Origin of the sequence: Arthrobacter castelli DSM 16402 (assembly GCF_000430705.1) — a bacterium.
Lineage (GTDB): Bacteria > Actinomycetota > Actinomycetes > Actinomycetales > Micrococcaceae > Arthrobacter_C > Arthrobacter_C castelli.
The window spans coordinates 1-19883 of the sequence record NZ_AUMN01000036.1; the positions used below are offsets into that span (position 1 = coordinate 1).

Genomic DNA, 19883 nt, shown 5'->3' on the forward strand with positions numbered 1-19883 from the left:
GCCGGCCGGGCGGGGGTCAAAGGCGGCCGGGATCGTTTTTGCCACGTTTGCGGCCCGGCCGGCCCACCGCTGGTATTCGTCCTCAGCCGGCAGCGGGCGGCGGAAACCGAAGAAGTCAGCGGCGGCCAAAGATGACCGGTGGCTGAACCGCTGCCAGGCGCGGGCAGGGTTAAGCGCATCCATCACCGACGATGCCCCGCCATGGGCCAGGGGAACGATCAAGAAGTAGTGGCGCCGGCCGGCCGGAAACATCTCCAACTCCGAGACGGTCAGCGCCGTTTCCGTGGTCCACTCCGCGGAGGGATTCTCGATGCCGTCCATCATCCGGTCGGCAACCTCATTCGGTGAAGTGGTGCCGGTCAACCCCAACAGCAGGTGTTCACCGGTCAGCCCCTGATACAACGCGGTGTGTTTGGCGTGGGCATCATCTTTGAGTTCGTCGCTGGTCAGCCCGTAGGGCATCCCATTGAGCATGAACAGCGCGAACGGGGCACCGGTGTCGGTGACGAAAATGTGCTGCCGCATCGCGGCGACCGGGTTTTTCATCGCTCTGATCCTTCCTGATTCCTACCGGCCGTACCGCCCGAAACCGCCACGCGGGTGCCTTTTTGGGTGGTGCCGAATCCGCGCAGCGGGTCGGCGTTGACGGCCGGGTTGCGTAAGTCGATCACGGTGGCCTCGGTCAGTTCGCCGGCCACGGTGGCCCAGTCGGCGTTATCGGACGGGTCCACGATCACCGGCCGCCCGCCGCGGTTGTAGGAGTGGACGGCGATGGTTTTCATCAGCACGGCTTTGCCACAGCCGAGTTCGCCTGCCAGCCCTTGATACGGGCCGGTGTGTTTGGTGACCGGGTTTTTCATCGTTGCGACCCTTCCTGACTGTCGCCGGCTGCGGTCAGCACCCGGGCCGTGCCGCCCGAGACCGCCGCACCGGTGCTTGTTGTCTTGTCCCCACCGGTGGCCTGCGCCTGCTTGCGGGTGCGTTTGGCCGCTGCCTGATCTTCCTGGCGGGTTTGGCGGGCTCTTTTCATCCCGGCCCTGACCACCGGGTGAGTGTGCATCTCGCGGCCGGCCACCCGTCCGGCTGTGGTGTGCAGCAGCATCGAGGCCAGCGCATCGACAGTGCTCACCACAGGCCGGCGCGGTGTCGGTATCTTGCCCAGCGCCCAACCGATGGTCGCGCCGATCAGCACCGCATACACCACACGCGCGGCGGTTCCGATCCCTAACACCGACAGCCCGAAAAACAGGGCCAGGGCAACCACCACAGTCGTGACCACCTGGGTGATGGTGTACGGGCCTCCCCATATGGCAGTGCCGTCAGGCATCTTCCCGATCAGCTGCTGGATGCGCCGCGTGGCGCTGTAGAACCGGCCGGTCGTCGCCATAGACACGCGCCTTCCTATTCGACCGGCCCGGCAGGCGAGACCGAAGAGGCCAACGGGTCCACCGCCGCAGCGGCGGCGACCCTCACCTGTACCGTCTCGTCCCCGGCGGCGCGCTTGTTGATTTCCTGCTCGAACAGCGAAGACGTGGACACGATGATCACGCCCAGCGCGGCAATCAGTCCGCCGGTGATGATGCCCATCACCACCGAAGCCACCGAGCCTCTGCCCTTGACTGCCACCAAGATCCCGATGAGCAGGCCGGCAACGACGAACACGCCGCCCAGCAGCGACTGCACATCGGAAATCAGGTTCTCTAAAAACTCGAAGATTCCCATGACTACTTCCTCTTTCCTGGGTCGTTACTGCTTGTGTTGGTCTCCATCACCGGTGTCGCTGACAGGTCTGCCATCTGCCACGTTCCCGACTCATAGGCCAGAGTCAGGTAGTACGTCGCCGGCTGAGCCAGCCCCGACCCGGACAACTCAACAGTTGCTGCCAGATTCAACCGCGTACCGGCGGCCGCCTCCCCATCCACCGGAGCTATCGCCTGCAACGACACCAACGACACCGATTCAAAAGGCGTCGGCGAAATCGGTGCCAGGTTCACACCCGGCACCGTGTACCGGGCCAAGTCCCCCTGACCGGCCGCATAGGCGGCCAACATTTCCTGCACCTCAGTGCGGATCGCATCAGTGACCACCTCGTGCGCATACACACCCGCGCCGGCGGTGGCTGCCTCCGGCGCGGCCACCGGGGTCGGCAGTCCCGCCACGGCCATGCCGGAACCGTCCCGGACCACCGTCACCTGGTAGTGCTGCCGTGTCCACGCCCTCGACTGCTCCGCCGCCGGTGCTGCGCTCGCAGCGGATTCGGGCTTCGGCTCATCGTCTTCTTTGCCTTCGTCCTGCCCGGTGCTCGCCTGTTGGGGGGCGGGCTGTTCTGCGGCCACCGCCGCCGAAACGGTCACCAGCACCCGGCTGCCGCTAATTTGCTCCGTGGACACAACCGCCAGATCCTTATACAGCACCGGCACAGTGTTCTCGATGGAAATATCGACCCCTGACTCGTCGAGATAGCCCAACAGCCTGTCAGGGTTCTGTTCAGTGGCGCTCAACCAGGCGCCGACGAAATCGGCCGCATACCCGCCGGCCTGCTCCTGACGCACCTGGGCATCCTGCAGCGCCCCCACATCAGTTTTCTGTGCAGCCGCCGGCCCGGTCACAGCCACCAGACCGGCACCGGCACCGGCCAATAGGAACACCGCCAGCAATCCACCGATCACACGGCGCGACCACATACCAACACCCGCAGCCGCCGAATCACGGCCCTCAGCGACCGAACCGGCCACCGTTTGCCCTGCCGTCTCACTCGCGCCGTCGTCCCGGTTGCGGTTGCGGCGTTTCATAAACCTCATTTCGTGCCCCGTATCGTCGATTTGATCGCAGCGACCGCCGCGACCGTCTGATGATCGTCAGTATCCAGCGCCTGATCCGAAACGGATTCCAGATGCTCCAGCACCCGGCTACTGATGCGCTCGCGGTGTTTGTCGGCCCATTGGCCGCAGCCGGCCAGCGGGGGGCCGGTGATGATCCGTTTGAGTTCGGCCGGGTTGGTTGATGTTGTTGCTGTCTCGACCGTGGTGGGTAGTTGGTTCGCCACCCAGGCGTCATCGACCTGTTCGATCGGTATGCCGGCGTCTTTGAGTTTTTTCAGCGTGCGGGTGCGGCGTTTGCGGGCGGTTTCTCCACTGGCCGGGTCTGCCGGCCATAATGCTTGGGAAATGTGTTCGACGCCGAGTTGTCCGCCGGCGAATACTACGGCTGCGGCTGCCTCTGCCGGCTGGCCGGTCACACCGTTGACTGAGACCGGCCCGAAGGTGGATAAGGTGCCATCGTCTGCCGTCTCGTCCCCTACCGGGTCTGTGTTGGGTGATTCGGCTTCGGGTGGTTCATCGGCCGCTGCCGGCTGTTCAGGTGCGGGTGGCCTGCCCGTTTGGTCGTCCGGGGTTTCGCCGGATTCTTGCGGCTCTGATGCCTCTTGTGTTTCTGCCGGCTCAGCTTCGGTTTCGTTCGTTGTGTCGTTGGTGCTTCTGCCCATGGCTATCCAGGAGGCGTATTCCTCGGTCTGCTCATGGACCATCACCGGCGTCAGTTCCAGGTTCAGCGGTTCGATGGTGCCCTCAAAGTTGGTTTCGTGGAAAAACGTCAGGGCGTTGCGCACATGTGCCCCGGCCAGCACCCCGACGCGGGGGCCGGTCACTTCCATGTAGGTACTGAACGCTTCATCAGCGGTGATGTTCTGTAAGAACACCAGCGCGGTTTGAGTGCGGATTTCGGCCGCTTCCAGTTCTGCCGGTGTCTCATACAGGTGGATCAGCTCGGGCGCATGCCAATTCACCGACGCGGCTCTTATGGCCCGACCCAACTCACCAAAACCCACCAGGTGTAAATGTGCCGGCGTGTTCCAAGGGGTCGTCGCCGCTTCAATCGCCGTACCTGCAATCAGCCCTTGAGTGAACAGACGGTTGCCGTTGACCCCCATCAATTTGCCGTCGATGAGGTTCTGCATGATCTGCGTGGTGCCGTCCCTCGTGGTGCCCATCGGCACGAGGCCGACAGCGTGCTCAGCCACCAGTTCGCGATGATCCTCAAGCTCAAACGCATCGTCTACGTGGATCACGTAGATTCCGGCACGCCCGTCATCAGACTGATTGGGGTCATCCACAACGAAGGGTTCCGACAAAATGCGATGTTGACGGAACCCGAGACGAATCAGCTCATTCGTGAAGCCACCCGCCAAAGGTGCGGACACGTCCTCGACCGGCCCCGCCTCAACATAGCGGAGCACACGATCAAGCGCCTCAATGGCCCGATCCGAGGTTCCCACATCCTGCCTGCTGGTGTGCATGTACACCCTTTCTGTTAGGTACAACTTGAAACGCTGAGGCGGGTACAATAACCCTCACTGTATCATTTATATGCACAGTCAAAATGGGTCAGCCCACTTTTTGGCAGAATCAGGGGATGCCGAAATATGTTTATTCGACTCCTCCGCCCCCTCACAGGGCGGCACAAGTGATCGAGCTTTTTGGCATGACCCCACTGCGGGCCGACATACTCCGTTACCTGTGGCAACACCGGGAAGGCGGCACGTCCGGCGAAATCGGCAGGTCTCTCGATGCCAACTACCGCACGGTTGCCAAGCATCTCGTCACGCTTGAAGACCTCGGGGCGGTCGAATCCGACGCTGATGCTCAACGCCAGGGCGTTCGCGTTGTTTATAGAATCGACGCCCACGGCTTTGACGCCGCGGCGTCCCAGCTTCTGCACTATCTCAAAGGCAAATAAGACCAGCGCCATCCCAGCTATGGGGTTTGCCTTTTCGCCCTCCCCCTGGCAAACGGCCCCATGGCACCAGACCCCCTCCCCGTCGCTTAATACAGACGCAATGCTGTGGACGTCGGAGTAGGCGGGGCAGGCAGTCACACGTCGAGGCTACCGCCGGGGACAAGATAGCTCAAACATGCTCCGGGCATGTTTCGGTCTCTCAGTCATACCTTTCTGAGTCTTCAAGCAGCTCAGCGATTGCGCTGAGCGTGTCGTTGTCCACGTCGGACAATGTTCTCGTAGCGAAGTCTTTTACCTTGGCCCTGCGCATTGCAGCCAGAAGCTCCAGCTCGTGTTGTATACGCTCCGGTGTTTCGCCGTCCGGCTCCAAGAGGTAACTCTGGTCCACCCCGAAAAAATCGGCCAACCCGGTAAGAACTTCTTGTGGTTGGCGCACAGTAGCTGTGCCCTGTTTGATGTGTTGCCAGCGGGTGCGTGACAGTTGGATCCCCTGCTCCGCCAGTGCGCCTTGAATTTCCTTGAATTCATACCGATCACCACCTCCGCGCTGAGGCACGACGACATCAAGTAGCAGGTTGATTTTGTGGCTGAGAATCTGAGATTCCCTCAGATTCCGCTGCACTTCACTTTCACTCGGCACTCCGGTTCCCTCCCATAGTTGCGGCATTATCGTGGTCGTTCCCCCGACGACTGGCTAGCCAGCCGCCTACAGACCTCTCCCAAAGGCTTCGGTCTGCGTTCCATTCCAGGGTGTGGGACGCAAATTCGAATTCCACCAAGTCGGTTTCCCCCCTATGATGTGCTGCCAGTTGTCGAGAATGTTCTATGGGAACAGTCCGATCAGCCATCCCATGCAGTATTAGAAGGGGAATAGCTGGCATTTGAGACTCTGGATGCCCCGGCATCTCTTTCCAGCGGATGGCCGGCCGGTTGCCCAGATGTATGTGGTTAAACCTTCGCAGCACGGCCTTGGCCAGCCATCCAGGCAGGCCCCTATGTGTCATGCCATGAAGGATCACGTTTTTCCAGTCGAGGGCCGGTGATACCAAAACGGCGCCCGCCACCGGGCCCGGAGAAGCTGCCGCTGCACGGAGGGCCAGCGAGGCACCCAAGGACCAGCCAACATAGATGATCTGCCGCGCGCCCTGACTCATTGCATATTCCTGCGCGGCCGCGATCGACTTCCATTCGGTAGTCCCGAGATTACTTGTCCTGGCAGCGCCTTCATTATCCAATGATGTCTCGTAGCTGGGGACTAGAGAAGTAAGTCCCGAATTATTGAACAGAGGCAAGCCCCTCAGCACTTGACTGCGCGAGCTGCCCAAACCATGTATATGAATGGCCCATACATCGCTTCGTCCACTTTCCCGGCCGGGAACGATCCATGCAGGGAAATTTCCAATAGTGACTGATGAGTATTCCAAGGCGAACGAGGCCGGTGTCTTACCGAGATGACCGCTACATCGTCCTTCTCCCGCAGAGACCAGGGGTTCAACATCGCCCGCTTTCACATACCGGCGAACCGTCGAATCTGTCGGCTGTCCAACTTCGAGATCCAACGTCTGGCCAGCAGCGTTTGACGTAGTGGGAGCGGACAAGCTTAGTGGTCCGGGGTGGGAAGCGAAGCTCTCCGCATCGAAGTCCAGGAAGACTCCACCATCATCCTGTCCGTGGCCTAGAATTCGCACATATCGTTCACCCGGTGTCGTTTCGGTGGCAATCCGACGAACCACGACAGCTGCTATCTCCACAATCGTCAATACGCCGAGGATTCCGGTCGCGCTCACAAGTGCCGGCCTCATCAACTTCGCCGCCCAGGTTGCATACATAGCTCTTCCGCCGCCGCCAACGTGCGACGGTCACGCTCACTCAGCGAGCGCTTATGGAAGGTTACCCAATCATGAATTTCAACGACCATGCGATGTACACGAACAATCGTACGTGCCATCCGTTCAGGTTCTGAGTCCTCCATTGATGCAGTGCCGGACACCAGACTTAGCGATGACTGTTCAGCAACCGTTCTTGCCCAAATACGGCGGATACGGGGTTCGATCTTTTGTGCCTTGCGCGCACGTGCTAATGAGTGCCATAGGCGACCTGCTGGAGGGATGCCGAGGCCGATACACAACAGCCCGATGGTCACCGCGTACAGCACGTTATATAGAACGCCGAGGCCAAGCATGAGACCTATATTTCCGGCCAGATGGGCAATATCCATGCCAATTACTGCCGTGCACAGGCCCAGGGCAGATGTGCATCCAATCGCCAGAAAGGAGAATCCAACTTTGAAGCGGCCGTGACGCATCCTGGGGACGTTCCTGATGCATGTCACCAGCACACCAGTCATCACCACGAAAATGTAGGTGTATTGCGCGATGGAATAGAGTGCCGCCGGCAGCTGGTTGCCGTACGTCAGCATGAAAGTGGTGGACGCTGACGGAGCGTCGATCAAGACGAAGAAGATCACCATTGCGGTGACGGCGCAAATAACGGCGATCCTTATCCATCGTTCGCTGAACTCACCCGACGATCCCAGCCCTGTTGCGCCCCTGCCTATAGAGCGCGACAGGTAGTAGATACCCACCATGAGCAGAATGTTGGCGGCAAGGTCGAAACCATTCGGCCAGGGGCCGATGTCGGTGAGGGTGAGATACACCGAATCGATGTTTGTCGTGAACGAGGTAGCGATGGCAATTGCCGCCCACAGGACGCTGTTGTCCGGGCGGGTTCGCGCACGAAGCGAAAGTACGGCCACCAGAGCCCACATGAACCCTGTAACGAGGACGTTCGTCATTCGAAGAAGGCCTCATAGTTGAATATTTCGGCTTCTTCAGCTCGCAGGGCTGAAGCCAAGTGATCTGCCAGGTATTCCGCGGTCACCTCAGCTTCCGTGCGGAAGTCTCCGCGAGCGAGCGCACGCTCCACTATCTCACCAGAGAGCTCTTTGAACATGGCCACGCCCTGCCCGGAGACCTGGAGATTTCCTTCATGACCAAGCACCATATGAGACAGCTCGTGAAGGATCATCTGCTGGCGGTGCAATGGGCCGGAAGTTTCGGCGTGATAGATCAAGTCGTAGTTCTCTTTCGGCACCCAAAGTCCACAAGTCGACTTGCCTACCAGCGAAGCTGTTTCAACAATGACGATCCGGCGGCCCCGGAGAGAGCTAATCCAATCAATCAACCCTTGGAGTGTCATATGGGGCGGAAGACTCAAGGCCAGGAACGCTTCTCGGGCTGTCCGGCTCAAATCTTCTTCCACGGCACCTCCTTTAGGACCAAACGGACTCGATGTCGGCTCTCCCCAAGTCTAGTCCCACACATGACCCGATCATGTATCATGACAAAATATGGTTACCGAGCCCATCGACTCCCCAATGTTCCACACATCGACGACGACTCACCACCCAAATACGCCCGAAATTCTCACGCGGAATAATCGCGACACGCTACGAGAATCCGAAGTTTTCCTTAATCTTAAGGCTAGATTTCAAGGCATGGGACAGACTCTGCGCCGCGCTCGCGGCACCAGCATCGGAAACATACAGGTTGGTTATACCATCCCGCCCGAGCACAAGCAGCTACTGGCTGACATTTCCCAAAGACTCGGAGTCAGCGCATCTCAGGGCCTGGAGATGGTCCTTGATCACCTAGAGCTAGAAGACGACGGGCTACCCACATGGGTGGACCGTGACCAACTCCCGGAGGCATTGCCTATCGCAAAAGCCGGTTAAATGAAGAAGGTCCGCCGTAGCGGACCTTCACTCAAGTTATCCAAGCTCTACACCCACTTGCCGACCAAAGCTCCGGGTGAAGAGCTCCACCAAACACACTCAAAATGGAGTCCATCTGTTGTGCCCAACTATACACGCAATAGCTGTTACTGGAAGTAGCCCTCCGGCGCTGCGCCGCAATCAGGCTGACGAAACGCCCATCCGGCATCGTCGTTGGCATGGTGTCGTCGATTCGCCTGCACTCCCCTGCTGGACCACCCCGGAGCAATACCTGTCCGCCTGTTACGTAGCCGCGACGTCCGATGAGGGCAAGCGGCAGCGCAGACGACTCGGGTGGATTAGCGTTTCCAAGCTCATGCGCGTTGCCGCAGAGGACGCCCAACGAGCTGATAGGCTCACCGGCCGCAACGTGCAAACGTCACACCAGACGGCCGCCAGGAACATGACCGCCGCCGGCACAGTCACCAGTGCCAGCACAGTCAAACGGGCCCGGCAGGTCTTCGAACGTCTTGGCCTGGCCGGCACCGTGGAAGAGGGCCGGCATCTGTCCGAAATCGAACGAATCGACGCCCGCACACGCCACGGCGGCCACCAGATCACCATCGCCTCCACACGTCACCTGCTGGTACCCCGCGAATACGCCACCGCCGAGCAGGACATTCCGCCCGACCACCTACCTACGCTTTTAAGCTTTTTAGATCTTCTTACCTTCCGTAGGACTCACCAAAGCCGCAAAAAGCGGCCGGTGAAGCCGGCACACTCCAAACAATCCAAAAGAGGCAAAAGCCGGACAGCTCCCAGGAACCTCGCCACACAGAAACTAGCCGCCGGTCTTAAAGATCGACTGCCCTGGCTGCGCGACCACACCTGCCATATCGGCTCCATCTGCGACATTCTCACCAACGCCGGTATCGACCCCACCGTATGGAACACCCACAACCTGCTCACCGAACTCGACGCCCAACGCCGCGAGCTAAGCTGGGATACACCCACAACGGTCACCAGCCCCCTAGGCTGGCTAAGGCACCTGCTCACAGCCATCACAGCCGCTCTCACCGAGCGTAGACGAGCAGACAAGGCCCGTAAGGCCTCAGAACACGCTCAACGCTTGCACAGCGCCCTCACCGCTGGAGAACGCTACAACGAACAACTCGCAGCATCGGCAACACAACAGAGAACAAACAACACCGGAGCAGCCAAAGCCAGGGAAGCACTCAAAACTCACCGGCAGAAAGCCGCCCGCGAGCTGAGTATCGCGGTCTGAGCGGAACCCCCGCGAGACGCCAGGCTTAGAGTTCGGAGTCCTCGGTTTTGGGTCCGAATTCGAGATTGACGTCCCTGATCTTGAACAGATGCTCCATACGGGCCGGGGCGTTGTCCGCGCTGGCGTATTCGGATACCGGGCCACTGACCATCACGTCGGCGGCGAATGTGAATTGGCTGCTCTGGGCGGGGACTTGAAACCAGATTTCCAGTCCGCCGGACCAGCCCTGAGCTTCATCACCTATTGTGCCGGTGATCGTGTGGTCATTGAATGTCACGGTTGGAGACTGAACCGTCGAATCGGTGTCATAGTCAGCGGACAGGTAGTTGACCCCGTTCCACTCCATGCCTGCCGCACTTTGATCGAGGGTGACCTTCAACCACACTTTGCCGTTTTTGGGCCACTTGCGCTCTTCGTCATAGGCAAGCCTGACCGCATCAACTGAATAATCCAACGAACCAGACATCGTGTTATCGGCCTCGTCGTCACCAAAGGTCAGTTCCCCGGTTCTGGAATCGGAGTCCTTCGGCTCAGATGCCACGTCACTGTAGAGGCCGGCCGCAACATCAGGGGACTTTCGACTCATATCGGCCAGGTTCAAGCTCTGTTCCAACCCGTCGTAGCCGAGCAACAAAGACGCTTTGTCGAGGTTTCCCGGCAGTGCGATAGCCACCGTTTGACCGTCGATAGCCCCTATCGCATAGGTCTTATCCCCGACGGCGACGGCCAGTGAGGATTTATCCGAGTTCGGGTCGAAGCCCTCCAGCGTCGAGAAATGGATGGTGAGGAATTGGTGCCCGTCCGGGGCCTGCTTGCGGTTTTCGGCGTCCCCTATCCGGTCGCTGATGACAGTATCGGTGACCGCCACTGTGCCAATCGGGGACTTCAACACCCCTTGTTCGGCAACCGGATCGTCAGATCCGGCCGGTGTTTGTCCGGCCGGCAGCCAGATCGGCTCACCGGCGGCGGCAGTCGGAGCCGGCGGCTCAGCCAACTTCGCATCTTTGGGAGGCTCTTTGCCATCGGGCCGGTACAGTTCGGTATTGCCCTTGGGCTGTTGCTCCGATACGAAACCATCACCGGCGGACAGGGCCGAGGCGCCACTGCCACCATGTGGCACCAAGGCCCAATTCGCACTGTCCCAAGTGGTCTTATCATCACCGAGGTAATGGATCGGCCCGCATATGGCGGTCTCGGAGACCACCTGGTCATTGACCTGTAGATAGCAGCGGGATTCGTCCGAGACGTTGGCTTTAACCCCGTCAGTGACGTGCTGCTTCCACGCCTGGTCCAGCTGCTCCAGGGAGCGTTCAATGTCCTCAAGTTCCTGGCCCTGGAAGCTGAGCTGTGGTCCTCCGCATCCGGTAAGTCCGAAGCCCAGCATTACTGTTATGGCAACGGTAGAGACTGATCGTTTCCCCATAAAGTGTTCTCCCAAAATGTGGCATTTATCAAAGCACGCTACCACTCAGCGACCGTGATGCAGGCGCTGTGCAGCCCACCGGACAGCTCAGCAACTCCCCCCATTAGTGCCTTTCTTTCTGTACAGAAAGAAATACAGGCATCATCGACAAAACACCAACGATCTGTAATACTGTAAAACTGTAATGCTGTAAAACTGGCTACGAAAGGCTCACCACCTATGCCACCAAAGGTCCTCGCCTTCGGAAACCAAAAAGGCGGCGTCGGAAAAACCACCATCACCCTGGCCATTGCAGAAGCACTCGCAGAGTCAGGCCAGCGTTTGCTGGTCCTCGACCTGGACCCGCAGGCCAACATCACCCACACCCTGAGCAGCAGCGCACCTGAGCCGCAGTTCGATATGCTCGACGTGCTCTATGCCAACCAGGCCGGCGCGATCGATGACGCGATCATCGCCAGCAGTTGGTCGGGAATAGACCTTGTGCCATCGGCCGCCCGCCTGGCACGGCTGGACGTCGAAGCCATCACCGCACCGGAGACAAGGCTGAAGGTCGCCTGCTGGGATTCTAAAGCCGTGGCCGGCTATGACTTCGTGGTGATCGATCTGCCGCCTTCGCTGGGCCGTCTGGCCCTCAACGGTCTGATGTACGCCGATACGGCACACATCGTCACCGAACCTGAGGCGTTCAGTATCACGGCCGTGCAGGAGTTTTTCAACACCATTGACACGGTCCGGGCCTCACCCATGCTCAACCCGGATCTGATCAACGGCGGCATCATCGTCAACAAACGCGCCCGGCTCTCAGAGCACGATTTCCAGCTGGAACAACTGACGGAGTTCTTTGGCCCGTATCTGATTGAGCCGGTGATTCGCCGCCGTGCTGCCATCGCCGACGTGCACAGCACCGGCGTTCCCGTCCGCCGCGGAACCCACAAGAGCCGGTTAGAGGTACAGGCAGGCCTCGATCAACTGGCCCGCACCATCACAGCCGAAAGGAAGCATCCATGACCGAGCGGAAGACCTCACTGAACAAAGCCCCGGACAAGTCAAGGATCGATGCCCTCACCGACAGCGGCCGGCAACAAGACCAGCCCGCCCAGGAGACGCCACGGCGCGGCCGGCCCAGAAATCGACGCCGGAAAACCCCTGTCTCCACGTCGATGTATATCGACCTGTTGGCGCGCATTGAAGACTACGTGTCCGACAACGACATCACCCTCACTGAGTTTTTCGAACTGGCAGCGGAACGCCAGCTCGAACACCCGATTCAATAAATCATTCTTTCTGTACAGAAAACAAGGCAACAACCACGAAAGGCGGCACGGGCAGATGGCACACAGCTGGGCAGAACTCGAACGCAGAATCAGAGAAGAAGAACACGCGGGCAGAGGCAAAAAAACCACCTACGAACTGCCCCCGACTCTGCGCAGGGAAATGGACATCGAACGCGCCCAATCCGGCCAATCAGCCAAAGCATTTGCCACAGACGCCCTGGTGGCCTGGCTGCGTCACCGCCGCACAGAATAGCCGCGAAGTTCTGTACAGAAAGAAATAATACAAGGCCGCGTCGGATGGCCGCCGGCCCTGGCTGGGGCCGATACCCATTGACCCGGCCACCGAAGTTTTCAAAGGTTTCACCGACGGCTACATGAGCTTATCCACTGAAGAACCATTCATTTGAAGAAGATGCGTTCCTTGGGAAACCCCGACTGGTCTTTGAGTGAATGATGAACTCCGATGCGTGGTTATAACCTCACACCAGAAATCACTTCCACATCGTTTAGAAGTTCATCCCCGACCGGGGAAAGATGAGTTTTGGGCAACGGTATCCCGCCAGCCACGTAGTTGATGGATAGCACCGCGGGTGGTTCGATGCGATGGCCGGTGCACGGCAACCATCGGCACGGTCTGTCATGCCAGCACAGATCACCCGATACGAATCCAGAGGTTGGCCAATGGTCCACGCCGGCTGGATAGTCCAACTGTAGTGAGACGAGGCCAAAGCCTTTAGGAGCCACCAGGACGAGGACAACGCCATGGACAGGCATGGACAATAAGCATGGACGAGTGTTGGTTTATCGCCCCGCTGCTAGCGACTCCGTCGAGACAACGCAGTGCGATACTATCACACGAGACCAAATGCGGGACAAATTATTAGTTGAACCTTCAAGTATAGTGTAGGTTCCGCGTTAACCTGTCAATTTCCGCGTTTCGTGTCAGCGGGGGCAATACTTGGTGCATGAGCCGGGGGTGGCTGGGTGGTATGGCCGGTGCATGCGCTAGCCGGCATGAGAGTCCCTCCACCGCAGCCGGAAGAAGTGGGGTCCATCATGTCCCCCTCGCCGGTGGTGGAGGTAAGGGCTTATTGAGGGACATCCGTGCGTGCTTATTTCATGAAATAAAGATGTATGTATTGCCGTCAGGTTTGCTGTGCAGAGTGTCGTATTTCGAACAGCGTTAGAAACGCGCGCGGTAGAGCAGGACTATTTGCGGCCCTCGGGGGCGTCCGCCCGATTCACTGATGGTTTTTCCGAAGGGGCCTGACGAGCACGTTACGCCGCCAAGTGGAAAGAAAGAACATTCGGCCGCTCACAATGATTCGGCAGCGAGCGCCCCTGGGGTTCCTTTGGGGGAGGAATCTTGAAAATAGACGGACCTTGGTGGTGAGTGAAGTAGGAGAGGTTTGATACCCCGGCGACAGGGCAATAATGCGCCCGAATGGCTATGCTGTTTCGAATGCTGCCCGCCGGGGCCGTTGGTTATTTTTCGGGTTTTTGGTGGAGGTGGCCGTATGTTTGTCGAATCGCGTGGGCGACGGCGTCTTCTTTGGTGAGACGCTCTGCTTGATGGCGTTTGTCTATGACGGCCAGGTTGATCAGTTCGATGGCGTCGAGGGGGAGCCTGTATGTCTTGGGGTGGCGGATCAGGGGCGGGATCTCATGCGCTTGGTTTTCTTCGGTGTGGTTTTGCGTGTTGGCCATTTCTATTGCCTCCAAGGGGTTCGGTGGGGCGGGAGTGGCTTGTATGGGTCCGCGTCGTTAGCGTCTCTTCTTTGACCTGTCTGCCTGGCCGCGTGCGTTGGCTGCTGTGGTGGAGATGTTGGTTATAGACACGCCGGCTTTTTCATATTTCGTTTTGGATAGTTGGTCACGGATGAAGGCGTTCGCGTCGCCGCCGAATTCGTCACGGATGCGGCGTGTGACGTCGGAGATGAAGTAGCCGTTTTTGCCTCCGAGGGTGGCGGTGGTGCCGTCGTCGAGTTGCAGGTGCCAGCTGACGCGTTTGTCGTTGCGGGCCTGGCCGCGTGCTACGTGGAGCAGATCGGCTTTGAGGGATTCGTTGGCCCGCTGACGGCTTTGAGGGTTCTTATGGTGCATCCCAACTTGGGACATGAAGTCGCCGTTTTCGGCGTAGTGGGTTGTGTGCCTGTATCGGCCGGGGCGCTTCTTTGGCCCTCCGGGGTCTTCGGGTACGCGCAGTGTGGGTTCGCCGTCGGTGGCTTTGCCGCGCACGGATATAACCTGTCCGGCCTTGGATCGGCGGCGGGGCGGTAGGGATTCGACCGTTCCGGTATCGCGCAGCGATGTCAGTGCCGGGCGGGTGTTTTCGCCTTTCATTGTCCCGCTGAGGATTTTGCGGATCAGGCGGGGGGACCGGTCGAGTTCGGCGGCGAGTTGTTTTTGCGACAGTTGTCGGCGTTCGATGACCTGGCGGATCAGGTCGGCGACGGATTCGGGTTCCTGGTGGTTGCTCATGCGTTGGCCTGTGTGTAGGCGGCGGCTGGGCCGGCCGCGTCGGCGGCCGTTTTGGCGGTTTCGCGCTCATCGCGGGTCTGCGGTATCGGCATCTTCTCCTGGAGGGTGCCTTTGAGGCGGATGCGGCCGACTTTGCCGTCGTCGCCGCCGTCGTATTCGGTCGGCAGTGACCAGCGGGGGGTGGTGGTGGTGTAGAGGGCGTCGCCTTCGATGGCGAGCAGTGTGCGCGGGTCGGTGTTCAGGGCGCCGGCCCTGAATCCGTTGGCGGCCGGGGCGTCGAGGATTCTGGCCCGGCTTTTGCCCCATACCTGGGCGGCGATTTCGGGGTGGTAGTAGGACTGCTGCATGCGGGACATTTCGGCCGGTGCGCGGTAGGTGAGCTGGTCGCCGATGGTCTCGAGGGTGTGCCTGTATTCGGCCGGCACGTCATCGATGGACGCAGCTTGATACATGGTGTCCCTGGCACCACTGGCCAGGTAGCCGATGCCGTGGATCAGTACCGAGCGCAGAGCGTTGGTCACTGCCTTGATTACGTCGGCCTCGACGCCCTGGGTGGCTGCGGCCGCGTCGCGGGCGCGGATGAGTCGTTGGGCGAACGTGTCGAGCGGGCGGGTCTTTTCGGTGAAAGCCAGTGCTTGAAGTGGTTCGACCTGCCAGCCGTACTTGACCGCCAGATGCACTTCGCTGGCATCGGCCCAGGTCTCCGCGGTGGCTCGGGCGCGGTTGGGGTAGTACCAGCTGTAGTCCTCCTCTGACTGAACTCCGAGTATGCCAACGTGGTTCCAGTCGTCGGGGACGGTGAAGCGGACCAGGTAGCGGGCACGTGCATAGGGGTTCTCACGCAGCAGGTCGGCGGCGGCGTCCCTTCTCAGCTCGTGGACCGGGCCGGTGCCGAGTTCCTTGCACAGCGCCGCATACATGAACCGTCCGTCAACGAGGGTCAGCGAGTCGATCTGCGGCGTCTCAGCAGCACTCATGGTGGGGATGCAGTCGCTGTGGCCGGAGGCGTTCGGCCCATCGACCAGGGTTTCGTAGCGGCCCTGGCCGGCGGTGCCGTGGATGGTCCGTGCGACGTAGTCATCCAGCGGTGCCGGATCGAAGTTCTTACCGAGCCCATAGGCCCAAAACGCCGCGCCGGTCGTGGCCGGGGTGCGGCGCAGCTCAGTCATCTGTGGCTCAGCCCGGTTCAAAAAGTGCCTCACACCGTTGAACGCCTGGCGTGCCTTCGGCGGGTTGAGCGAGAGCTGGCCGAACCAGGCCGAGGCCAGCGAGATTTCGACCTTTTTGCCGGTCAGTTCATGTGCGTACCGTCCGATGGGGCCTTTGAGCCAGTGTTGGCCATGAGCCCATCCCGGTGTCTGGCCGGTGAGGAAATGCGCCCGTCCGGGTTCGGTGGCGGGTATGCGCCCGGTGAGCATGATCCAATCCGCGCCCTGACTCAGTGCCGTCTCCAGCAGGTCATCGAGGCGGGGTCGTTTCCGCCGCGTCTTGAGCACCGGGGCGACGGTGTAACCGTCGTGGTTAATGCCCCTGCCGGTCTCATAATCCAGCCACACAATGCGTGACGGTCGGACGTTGATGGTCATCGGACGCATAAACTTCCTTTCAAAGAATGCCTATAACAAGCATATTACAATCTGCAATCATTCACAACGAAATGGGCGGAGATCCCCCGAATCAGCTTCTTCTTTCCGTCTTCCATTGGGGATTCTGTTGGGTTGCGGTTGCCGTGGGGTGTCGGGTCAAGTGGTCTTTATGACGCTCAGTGACCTGCTCGGTAATCACGACGCGGAATATGTGCAGGTGGATCGGTGCACGCCGGAGAACACCCGCACGTTCCCGTATCAGCGGGAACCATATGTTCGGGCGTCCATCCCACTCAAAGCAGGCGGTACGGCAACGGTGGACGGGAAGGCTATCCGTTGGTGTCATGCAGCGGTGCTGGTGCATTGGGAGGAAGAGAGCGGCCCCGTACACAACGTCTGGGTGGCTCCAGAGAATCTACGACGGATAGGACGAGATGAGTCGTCCTGGAATGATCCCTACGACATCCTCGATTGAGACAGAGGACAGCCATATTAGTCATCCTTCGTGAAGAAGGTGGCAATCACTAGTTCGTGGGCTTTGGTGATTCTGCCAGGAGTGATCTGTAGATCGCCTTTGGTGGTTTCGTCGTAGCCTTCCTCGGTCAAAACCCACGTCGCGGCCACGGTTTCGGCCTGCGAGTCCCGTGTTACAAGCACATAGTCGTCCTGGCCGCTCTCCCACGGAGTGTTGGGCCGGAAGGATTCGGGCGTGAGCGTGACTTCGACGTTGTTCTCGCTGTTGTTCCAGCTCACCGGGTAATCACGTGGAATGAGCGTGCCGGGCTCGAATCCGGGGACGTAGGGGGGCTGCTGCCGTGGTCGGATGATGGGTTTGACCACCTTGCCGTAGTCGGCGTCCTCGGGGGTGTAGTAGGTGAAGGCTTCGCAATCATAGAAGGTGATGATGAGGCGGGGTTTTGTGATGGAACGGTTGTGGCTGGTGACCCGGATTCCGGCACCGGCAAAGGCGGCACCGAGTAGGTGTTCCCGTCCCTTCTCTATATTCTCCGGCTTCTCACGTTTCCACTTCTTCAGGCTGTCCTTGTGCTTCTCTTGCCTTTTGATCTCATCGGCCTCGATGCGGTCGGAAATCCCACGAGGGAGAATCGCTTCGGTGCGCTCCATCCAGTGATCGGCGTTTGGACCTGCGGGCTTGGTGAAGTTTTCTGCCTTCTTGATGCAATTCTCTTCTTCGAGGTTGTACAGCCGCTCCATCTTTTCGTTGATGTCCACGACCCGGTTGACCGATCCGAGAAGTTCGATGTTCAGGGTGATCGGTGGTCTGCCACTACTACGAGCACGTTCCACCAGGTCGATAACTTGCCTAGATCGTGCCTGCAGTGTGTTGCTGGGGCCACGCACGTAGATCGCGCCATCGAAGAGATTGTCCTTGGTGTCCTTCTTTGAATCGTCCTGGAAATTCTTGTGGCAGGGGAAGATCGGCTGTCCAGCCTCTGGTGGTGGCGCGATGACGAACAATACCTCGCGGGTGTCATTGAGGACGATCCTTCCAAACTCGAAAGCGGGAAAGTGCGGACCAAGGTAGGGACGAAGTTTCTCCGCCAGCTCGTGGGCCTCGGTGCCCCGGGCAACGCCTTCGGGGTGGCCTTTCTGTGCTCCGATAACCAAGACCGCGTAACCCCGGAAATACATCTTTGCTTGTCGGGGAAGGCGGTTCGCCGCGCCGAGAAGGAACTTTGCGATCTTCGCCTTGTCTTTGGTGCTGGTCAGATCGAGGGTGCTCTTTACTTCCAAGTAGCTGGTCTCGGCAGCGTCACCTAATGCACACACGTGAGAGAGAATGTCGCGCTGGGCCAGCTCATCAAGCGGGATGATATCGGTGTCCACGTCGCCAACTGTAGCCGCTTGGGGAAGTTTGCCTTACCTTTAGCACCGCCCCGGTGTCACCTGTGAGCACGCTCCTTACAAGAGGTCAAAGATGTCGAGCTGCACCGGCCGGGGCGTAGTGGTCTCTGCCCGCGGTTGCCATTCTCGGTCGCGCATGAAGCCGTAGTGGGGGTTTCCCAGCCGGGGAAGGCGGGCAGCGGTGCCCCGTCGATGATGTGTCTGGCGTAGAGGCGAGGTGGATAGGCCCAGGGCGTGTCGTTGGTGCCGGCGGGGCGTGTGGCTGCATCCAGTGGGTCGCCGATGATCCAGTTTCCATCGTTCCGCACCCGTTCAACCTGTGATTCAAGCGTTTGATTGGTCGGCCAGTTCGGGGTGTGCATGGTCCTTCCTTTCTGAGTCGGGGCTTGGAAGCTATTGCTGCTGTTTGGCTTCTTCTGCGGCTTGGGTGAGTCGTGCTGCGGCTGCTTCGGTGCTCGTCGGATTAGTGTGTTCGAGATAGAGCCGTAGTGCTTCGGCCCTGGCCATTTCTGTTCGGCGGAGCCGCTGACGTTGGACGGCGCGTGAGCGTTCCTTTGAGGCTTTGATGGCTTGTTCCCTGCGGGTGGTGCGCTGGCGCTGCTGCTCGGCTCTCTGCGCAGCTTCTGTGGCGCGTTGCTGCTTGTCCCTGGTTGCTCCGTAGACGTAGGCGACCATGGTGGTTTCCTTCTGTGTTTCCTGCCCCGGTCTTGCCCCCTGCGGGTGAGGGGACAAGACCGGGCGGGAGTTGGTTAGTCCTCGCCGTCGAGGGTGATGGTGATGACGGGTTCGGCGTGGTCACCGCCGCTGAGATGGAGGGTGAGGTTGAGCGGTTCGGGCTCCTCGGCGGTGGGGTGATTGGGGATGCGATAAACGGTGTAGGCGCATTGTGTGCCTTCCTCGCGGCTTCGGCCTTTGGCACGGGCTGCGTGGTGGCCGCTGGTGAGTACGTCCCAGAGTCGGCCGGTTTCGTCCTGGATCCCGCTCTGTCCTTCGTCCCAGGCGACGGCTTCGTCCCAGGCGACGGCGGTGACGGCGACGGGGATGCGGAATCCGGCCTCTGCTGCGGTTGCGGTGACGTCTATGAGCTGGCCGTCGGTGATGGCCTGTTCGCGGGTGTAGCTGTGAATGAAGTCCATGATGGTTCGGCTTTCCTATCCCCGTTTCCCTTTACCGGCCGGGCCAGCTGGTAAAGGGAAACGGATTGGGCAGAGTGGGGTGGGTTAGTGGCGTCTTTGGGCCGTGCCCGTCTCCGGCCCCATCCACTGGTGGATCACGGCGCGGATGGCTGCGGCTTCAGCCGCGGCTTCGGTGGTGGGGTACATGCCCGGCTGGAATTCTTCGTCGTAGCGGGCGTCTTTGATGTTGGAGAGCTTGCCGGGCAGCGATTCAATGACGCTTCCGGCGTAGTGGCCGTTGGCGGTAATCGCGGCGGTGGCGGCGTTCAGTGTCCAGTGCACGTCGGGCAGTTGAGCCGCGAGCATCTTCGGTGCGGGTGCGGGTGCGGGTGCGGGTGCGGGTGCGG

General features: G+C 59.9%; 23 protein-coding genes and 1 pseudogene. 6 read left to right on the forward strand and 18 right to left on the reverse strand.

Annotated elements, in window-relative coordinates; translation table 11 throughout:
* From H535_RS27105 to H535_RS0120945, 6 genes and pseudogenes are all read right to left on the reverse strand, one after another.
* Positions 1 to 546, reverse strand: a pseudogene (locus H535_RS27105) (hypothetical protein); the annotation flags it as partial.
* A complete protein-coding gene (locus H535_RS0120925) occupies positions 543 to 860 on the reverse strand; it encodes a hypothetical protein (RefSeq protein ID WP_026821081.1) in 318 nt (105 codons plus the stop codon). The gene H535_RS0120925 and the pseudogene H535_RS27105, both read right to left, overlap by 4 nt.
* The gene (locus H535_RS0120930; RefSeq protein WP_155838812.1) at positions 857 to 1393 is read right to left on the reverse strand and encodes a hypothetical protein; all 537 of its coding nucleotides are present in this window, start codon (positions 1391 to 1393) and stop codon (positions 857 to 859) included. The genes H535_RS0120925 and H535_RS0120930 overlap by 4 nt, the downstream gene beginning before the upstream one ends.
* Positions 1394 to 1401: 8 nt before the next feature.
* Positions 1402 to 1722 (reverse strand): hypothetical protein, encoded by a 321-nt coding sequence (locus H535_RS0120935; protein ID WP_026821083.1) that lies wholly within the window; start codon positions 1720 to 1722, stop codon positions 1402 to 1404.
* A gap of 2 nt (positions 1723 to 1724) precedes the next feature.
* The gene (locus H535_RS0120940; RefSeq protein WP_026821084.1) at positions 1725 to 2792 is read right to left on the reverse strand and encodes a conjugal transfer protein; all 1068 of its coding nucleotides are present in this window, start codon (positions 2790 to 2792) and stop codon (positions 1725 to 1727) included.
* Positions 2793 to 2797: 5 nt separating this feature from the next.
* Positions 2798 to 4294 (reverse strand): hypothetical protein, encoded by a 1497-nt coding sequence (locus H535_RS0120945; RefSeq protein WP_026821085.1) that lies wholly within the window; start codon positions 4292 to 4294, stop codon positions 2798 to 2800.
* Positions 4295 to 4461: 167 nt separating this feature from the next.
* Between H535_RS0120945 and H535_RS0120950 the strand changes: the two genes are divergently transcribed.
* Entirely contained in the window at positions 4462 to 4734 is a 273-nt protein-coding gene (locus H535_RS0120950; RefSeq protein WP_035770425.1) for an ArsR/SmtB family transcription factor, read from the forward strand.
* A gap of 199 nt (positions 4735 to 4933) precedes the next feature.
* Here H535_RS0120950 and H535_RS0120955 read toward each other — a convergent pair whose 3' ends face one another.
* The 4 genes from H535_RS0120955 to H535_RS27110 are packed head-to-tail and all read right to left on the reverse strand — an operon-like array spanning position 4934 to position 7995.
* A complete protein-coding gene (locus H535_RS0120955) occupies positions 4934 to 5374 on the reverse strand; it encodes a hypothetical protein (RefSeq protein ID WP_155838814.1) in 441 nt (146 codons plus the stop codon).
* Positions 5364 to 6521 (reverse strand): alpha/beta hydrolase family protein, encoded by a 1158-nt coding sequence (locus tag H535_RS29225; RefSeq protein ID WP_162144925.1) that lies wholly within the window; start codon positions 6519 to 6521, stop codon positions 5364 to 5366. Before H535_RS29225 ends, H535_RS0120955 begins: the two co-directional genes overlap by 11 nt.
* Positions 6522 to 6535: 14 nt before the next feature.
* The gene (locus H535_RS0120960) at positions 6536 to 7528 is read right to left on the reverse strand and encodes a hypothetical protein (RefSeq protein ID WP_026821088.1); all 993 of its coding nucleotides are present in this window, start codon (positions 7526 to 7528) and stop codon (positions 6536 to 6538) included.
* Positions 7525 to 7995, reverse strand: coding sequence for an ImmA/IrrE family metallo-endopeptidase (locus H535_RS27110; RefSeq protein ID WP_051299631.1), 471 nt, complete (start codon positions 7993 to 7995; stop codon positions 7525 to 7527). Before H535_RS27110 ends, H535_RS0120960 begins: the two co-directional genes overlap by 4 nt.
* Positions 7996 to 8822: 827 nt before the next feature.
* Between H535_RS27110 and H535_RS29230 the strand changes: the two genes are divergently transcribed.
* Complete coding sequence (locus H535_RS29230) at positions 8823 to 9731, forward strand: hypothetical protein (protein ID WP_155838816.1); 909 nt, start codon at positions 8823 to 8825, stop codon at positions 9729 to 9731.
* Positions 9732 to 9756: 25 nt separating this feature from the next.
* Here H535_RS29230 and H535_RS0120980 read toward each other — a convergent pair whose 3' ends face one another.
* Positions 9757 to 11154: a hypothetical protein gene (locus tag H535_RS0120980; protein ID WP_155838817.1), complete on the reverse strand. Its 1398-nt coding sequence runs from the start codon at positions 11152 to 11154 to the stop codon at positions 9757 to 9759.
* A gap of 219 nt (positions 11155 to 11373) precedes the next feature.
* Between H535_RS0120980 and H535_RS27120 the strand changes: the two genes are divergently transcribed.
* From H535_RS27120 to H535_RS0120995, 3 genes are read left to right on the forward strand one after another with little or no spacing between them, the layout of a single operon-like run.
* Positions 11374 to 12162, forward strand: a complete 789-nt coding sequence (locus H535_RS27120) for a ParA family protein (protein ID WP_051299633.1) — start codon at positions 11374 to 11376, stop codon at positions 12160 to 12162.
* Positions 12159 to 12428 carry a hypothetical protein gene (locus H535_RS0120990; RefSeq protein WP_026821091.1) on the forward strand — a complete coding sequence of 90 codons (270 nt, stop codon included), beginning with the start codon at positions 12159 to 12161 and terminating at the stop codon, positions 12426 to 12428. The genes H535_RS27120 and H535_RS0120990 overlap by 4 nt, the downstream gene beginning before the upstream one ends.
* A gap of 55 nt (positions 12429 to 12483) precedes the next feature.
* Positions 12484 to 12681: a hypothetical protein gene (locus H535_RS0120995; protein WP_026821092.1), complete on the forward strand. Its 198-nt coding sequence runs from the start codon at positions 12484 to 12486 to the stop codon at positions 12679 to 12681.
* 1232 nt (positions 12682 to 13913) lie between these two features.
* Here H535_RS0120995 and H535_RS0121000 read toward each other — a convergent pair.
* From H535_RS0121000 to H535_RS0121010, 3 genes are read right to left on the reverse strand one after another with little or no spacing between them, the layout of a single operon-like run.
* Positions 13914 to 14135 (reverse strand): hypothetical protein, encoded by a 222-nt coding sequence (locus tag H535_RS0121000; protein WP_026821093.1) that lies wholly within the window; start codon positions 14133 to 14135, stop codon positions 13914 to 13916.
* 57 nt (positions 14136 to 14192) lie between these two features.
* Entirely contained in the window at positions 14193 to 14909 is a 717-nt protein-coding gene (locus tag H535_RS0121005; protein ID WP_026821094.1) for a helix-turn-helix domain-containing protein, read from the reverse strand.
* Positions 14906 to 16495 carry a hypothetical protein gene (locus H535_RS0121010; RefSeq protein WP_026821095.1) on the reverse strand — a complete coding sequence of 530 codons (1590 nt, stop codon included), beginning with the start codon at positions 16493 to 16495 and terminating at the stop codon, positions 14906 to 14908. The genes H535_RS0121005 and H535_RS0121010 overlap by 4 nt, the downstream gene beginning before the upstream one ends.
* 169 nt (positions 16496 to 16664) lie before the next feature.
* On the opposite strand from H535_RS0121010, the gene H535_RS29235 reads away from it, so the two are divergent.
* Entirely contained in the window at positions 16665 to 16970 is a 306-nt protein-coding gene (locus H535_RS29235) for a hypothetical protein (protein ID WP_155838818.1), read from the forward strand.
* A gap of 17 nt (positions 16971 to 16987) precedes the next feature.
* Here the strand turns inward: H535_RS29235 and H535_RS28075 are convergent, their stop codons facing one another.
* From H535_RS28075 to H535_RS29440, 4 genes are all read right to left on the reverse strand, one after another.
* Positions 16988 to 18343 carry a hypothetical protein gene (locus H535_RS28075; RefSeq protein WP_051299635.1) on the reverse strand — a complete coding sequence of 452 codons (1356 nt, stop codon included), beginning with the start codon at positions 18341 to 18343 and terminating at the stop codon, positions 16988 to 16990.
* A gap of 411 nt (positions 18344 to 18754) precedes the next feature.
* Positions 18755 to 19036 (reverse strand): hypothetical protein, encoded by a 282-nt coding sequence (locus H535_RS0121020; protein ID WP_026821096.1) that lies wholly within the window; start codon positions 19034 to 19036, stop codon positions 18755 to 18757.
* 74 nt (positions 19037 to 19110) lie between these two features.
* Positions 19111 to 19497, reverse strand: a complete 387-nt coding sequence (locus H535_RS0121025; protein ID WP_035770433.1) for a DUF6573 family protein — start codon at positions 19495 to 19497, stop codon at positions 19111 to 19113.
* An 84-nt stretch (positions 19498 to 19581) separates the two neighbouring features.
* The coding region (locus H535_RS29440; RefSeq protein WP_026821098.1) for a hypothetical protein at positions 19582 to 19883 on the reverse strand (302 nt) is incomplete at its 5' end.

Bases quoted from the DNA above. Each gene is read 5' to 3' on its own strand.
- H535_RS0120925 (WP_026821081.1), bottom strand. From the start codon at position 860: ATGAAAAACCCGGTCACCAAACACACCGGCCCGTATCAAGGGCTGGCA.
- H535_RS0120935 (WP_026821083.1), bottom strand. From the start codon at position 1,722: ATGGGAATCTTCGAGTTTTTAGAGAACCTGATTTCCGATGTGCAGTCG.
- H535_RS0120940 (WP_026821084.1), bottom strand. From the start codon at position 2,792: ATGAAACGCCGCAACCGCAACCGGGACGACGGCGCGAGTGAGACGGCA.
- H535_RS0120945 (WP_026821085.1), bottom strand. From the start codon at position 4,294: ATGCACACCAGCAGGCAGGATGTGGGAACCTCGGATCGGGCCATTGAG.
- H535_RS0120960 (WP_026821088.1), bottom strand. From the start codon at position 7,528: ATGACGAACGTCCTCGTTACAGGGTTCATGTGGGCTCTGGTGGCCGTA.
- H535_RS29230 (WP_155838816.1), top strand. From the start codon at position 8,823: ATGCGCGTTGCCGCAGAGGACGCCCAACGAGCTGATAGGCTCACCGGC.
- H535_RS0120980 (WP_155838817.1), bottom strand. From the start codon at position 11,154: ATGGGGAAACGATCAGTCTCTACCGTTGCCATAACAGTAATGCTGGGC.
- H535_RS27120 (WP_051299633.1), top strand. From the start codon at position 11,374: ATGCCACCAAAGGTCCTCGCCTTCGGAAACCAAAAAGGCGGCGTCGGA.
- H535_RS0120990 (WP_026821091.1), top strand. From the start codon at position 12,159: ATGACCGAGCGGAAGACCTCACTGAACAAAGCCCCGGACAAGTCAAGG.
- H535_RS0120995 (WP_026821092.1), top strand. From the start codon at position 12,484: ATGGCACACAGCTGGGCAGAACTCGAACGCAGAATCAGAGAAGAAGAA.
- H535_RS0121000 (WP_026821093.1), bottom strand. From the start codon at position 14,135: ATGGCCAACACGCAAAACCACACCGAAGAAAACCAAGCGCATGAGATC.
- H535_RS0121005 (WP_026821094.1), bottom strand. From the start codon at position 14,909: ATGAGCAACCACCAGGAACCCGAATCCGTCGCCGACCTGATCCGCCAG.
- H535_RS0121010 (WP_026821095.1), bottom strand. From the start codon at position 16,495: ATGACCATCAACGTCCGACCGTCACGCATTGTGTGGCTGGATTATGAG.
- H535_RS29235 (WP_155838818.1), top strand. From the start codon at position 16,665: ATGACGCTCAGTGACCTGCTCGGTAATCACGACGCGGAATATGTGCAG.
- H535_RS0121020 (WP_026821096.1), bottom strand. From the start codon at position 19,036: ATGGTCGCCTACGTCTACGGAGCAACCAGGGACAAGCAGCAACGCGCC.
- H535_RS0121025 (WP_035770433.1), bottom strand. From the start codon at position 19,497: ATGGACTTCATTCACAGCTACACCCGCGAACAGGCCATCACCGACGGC.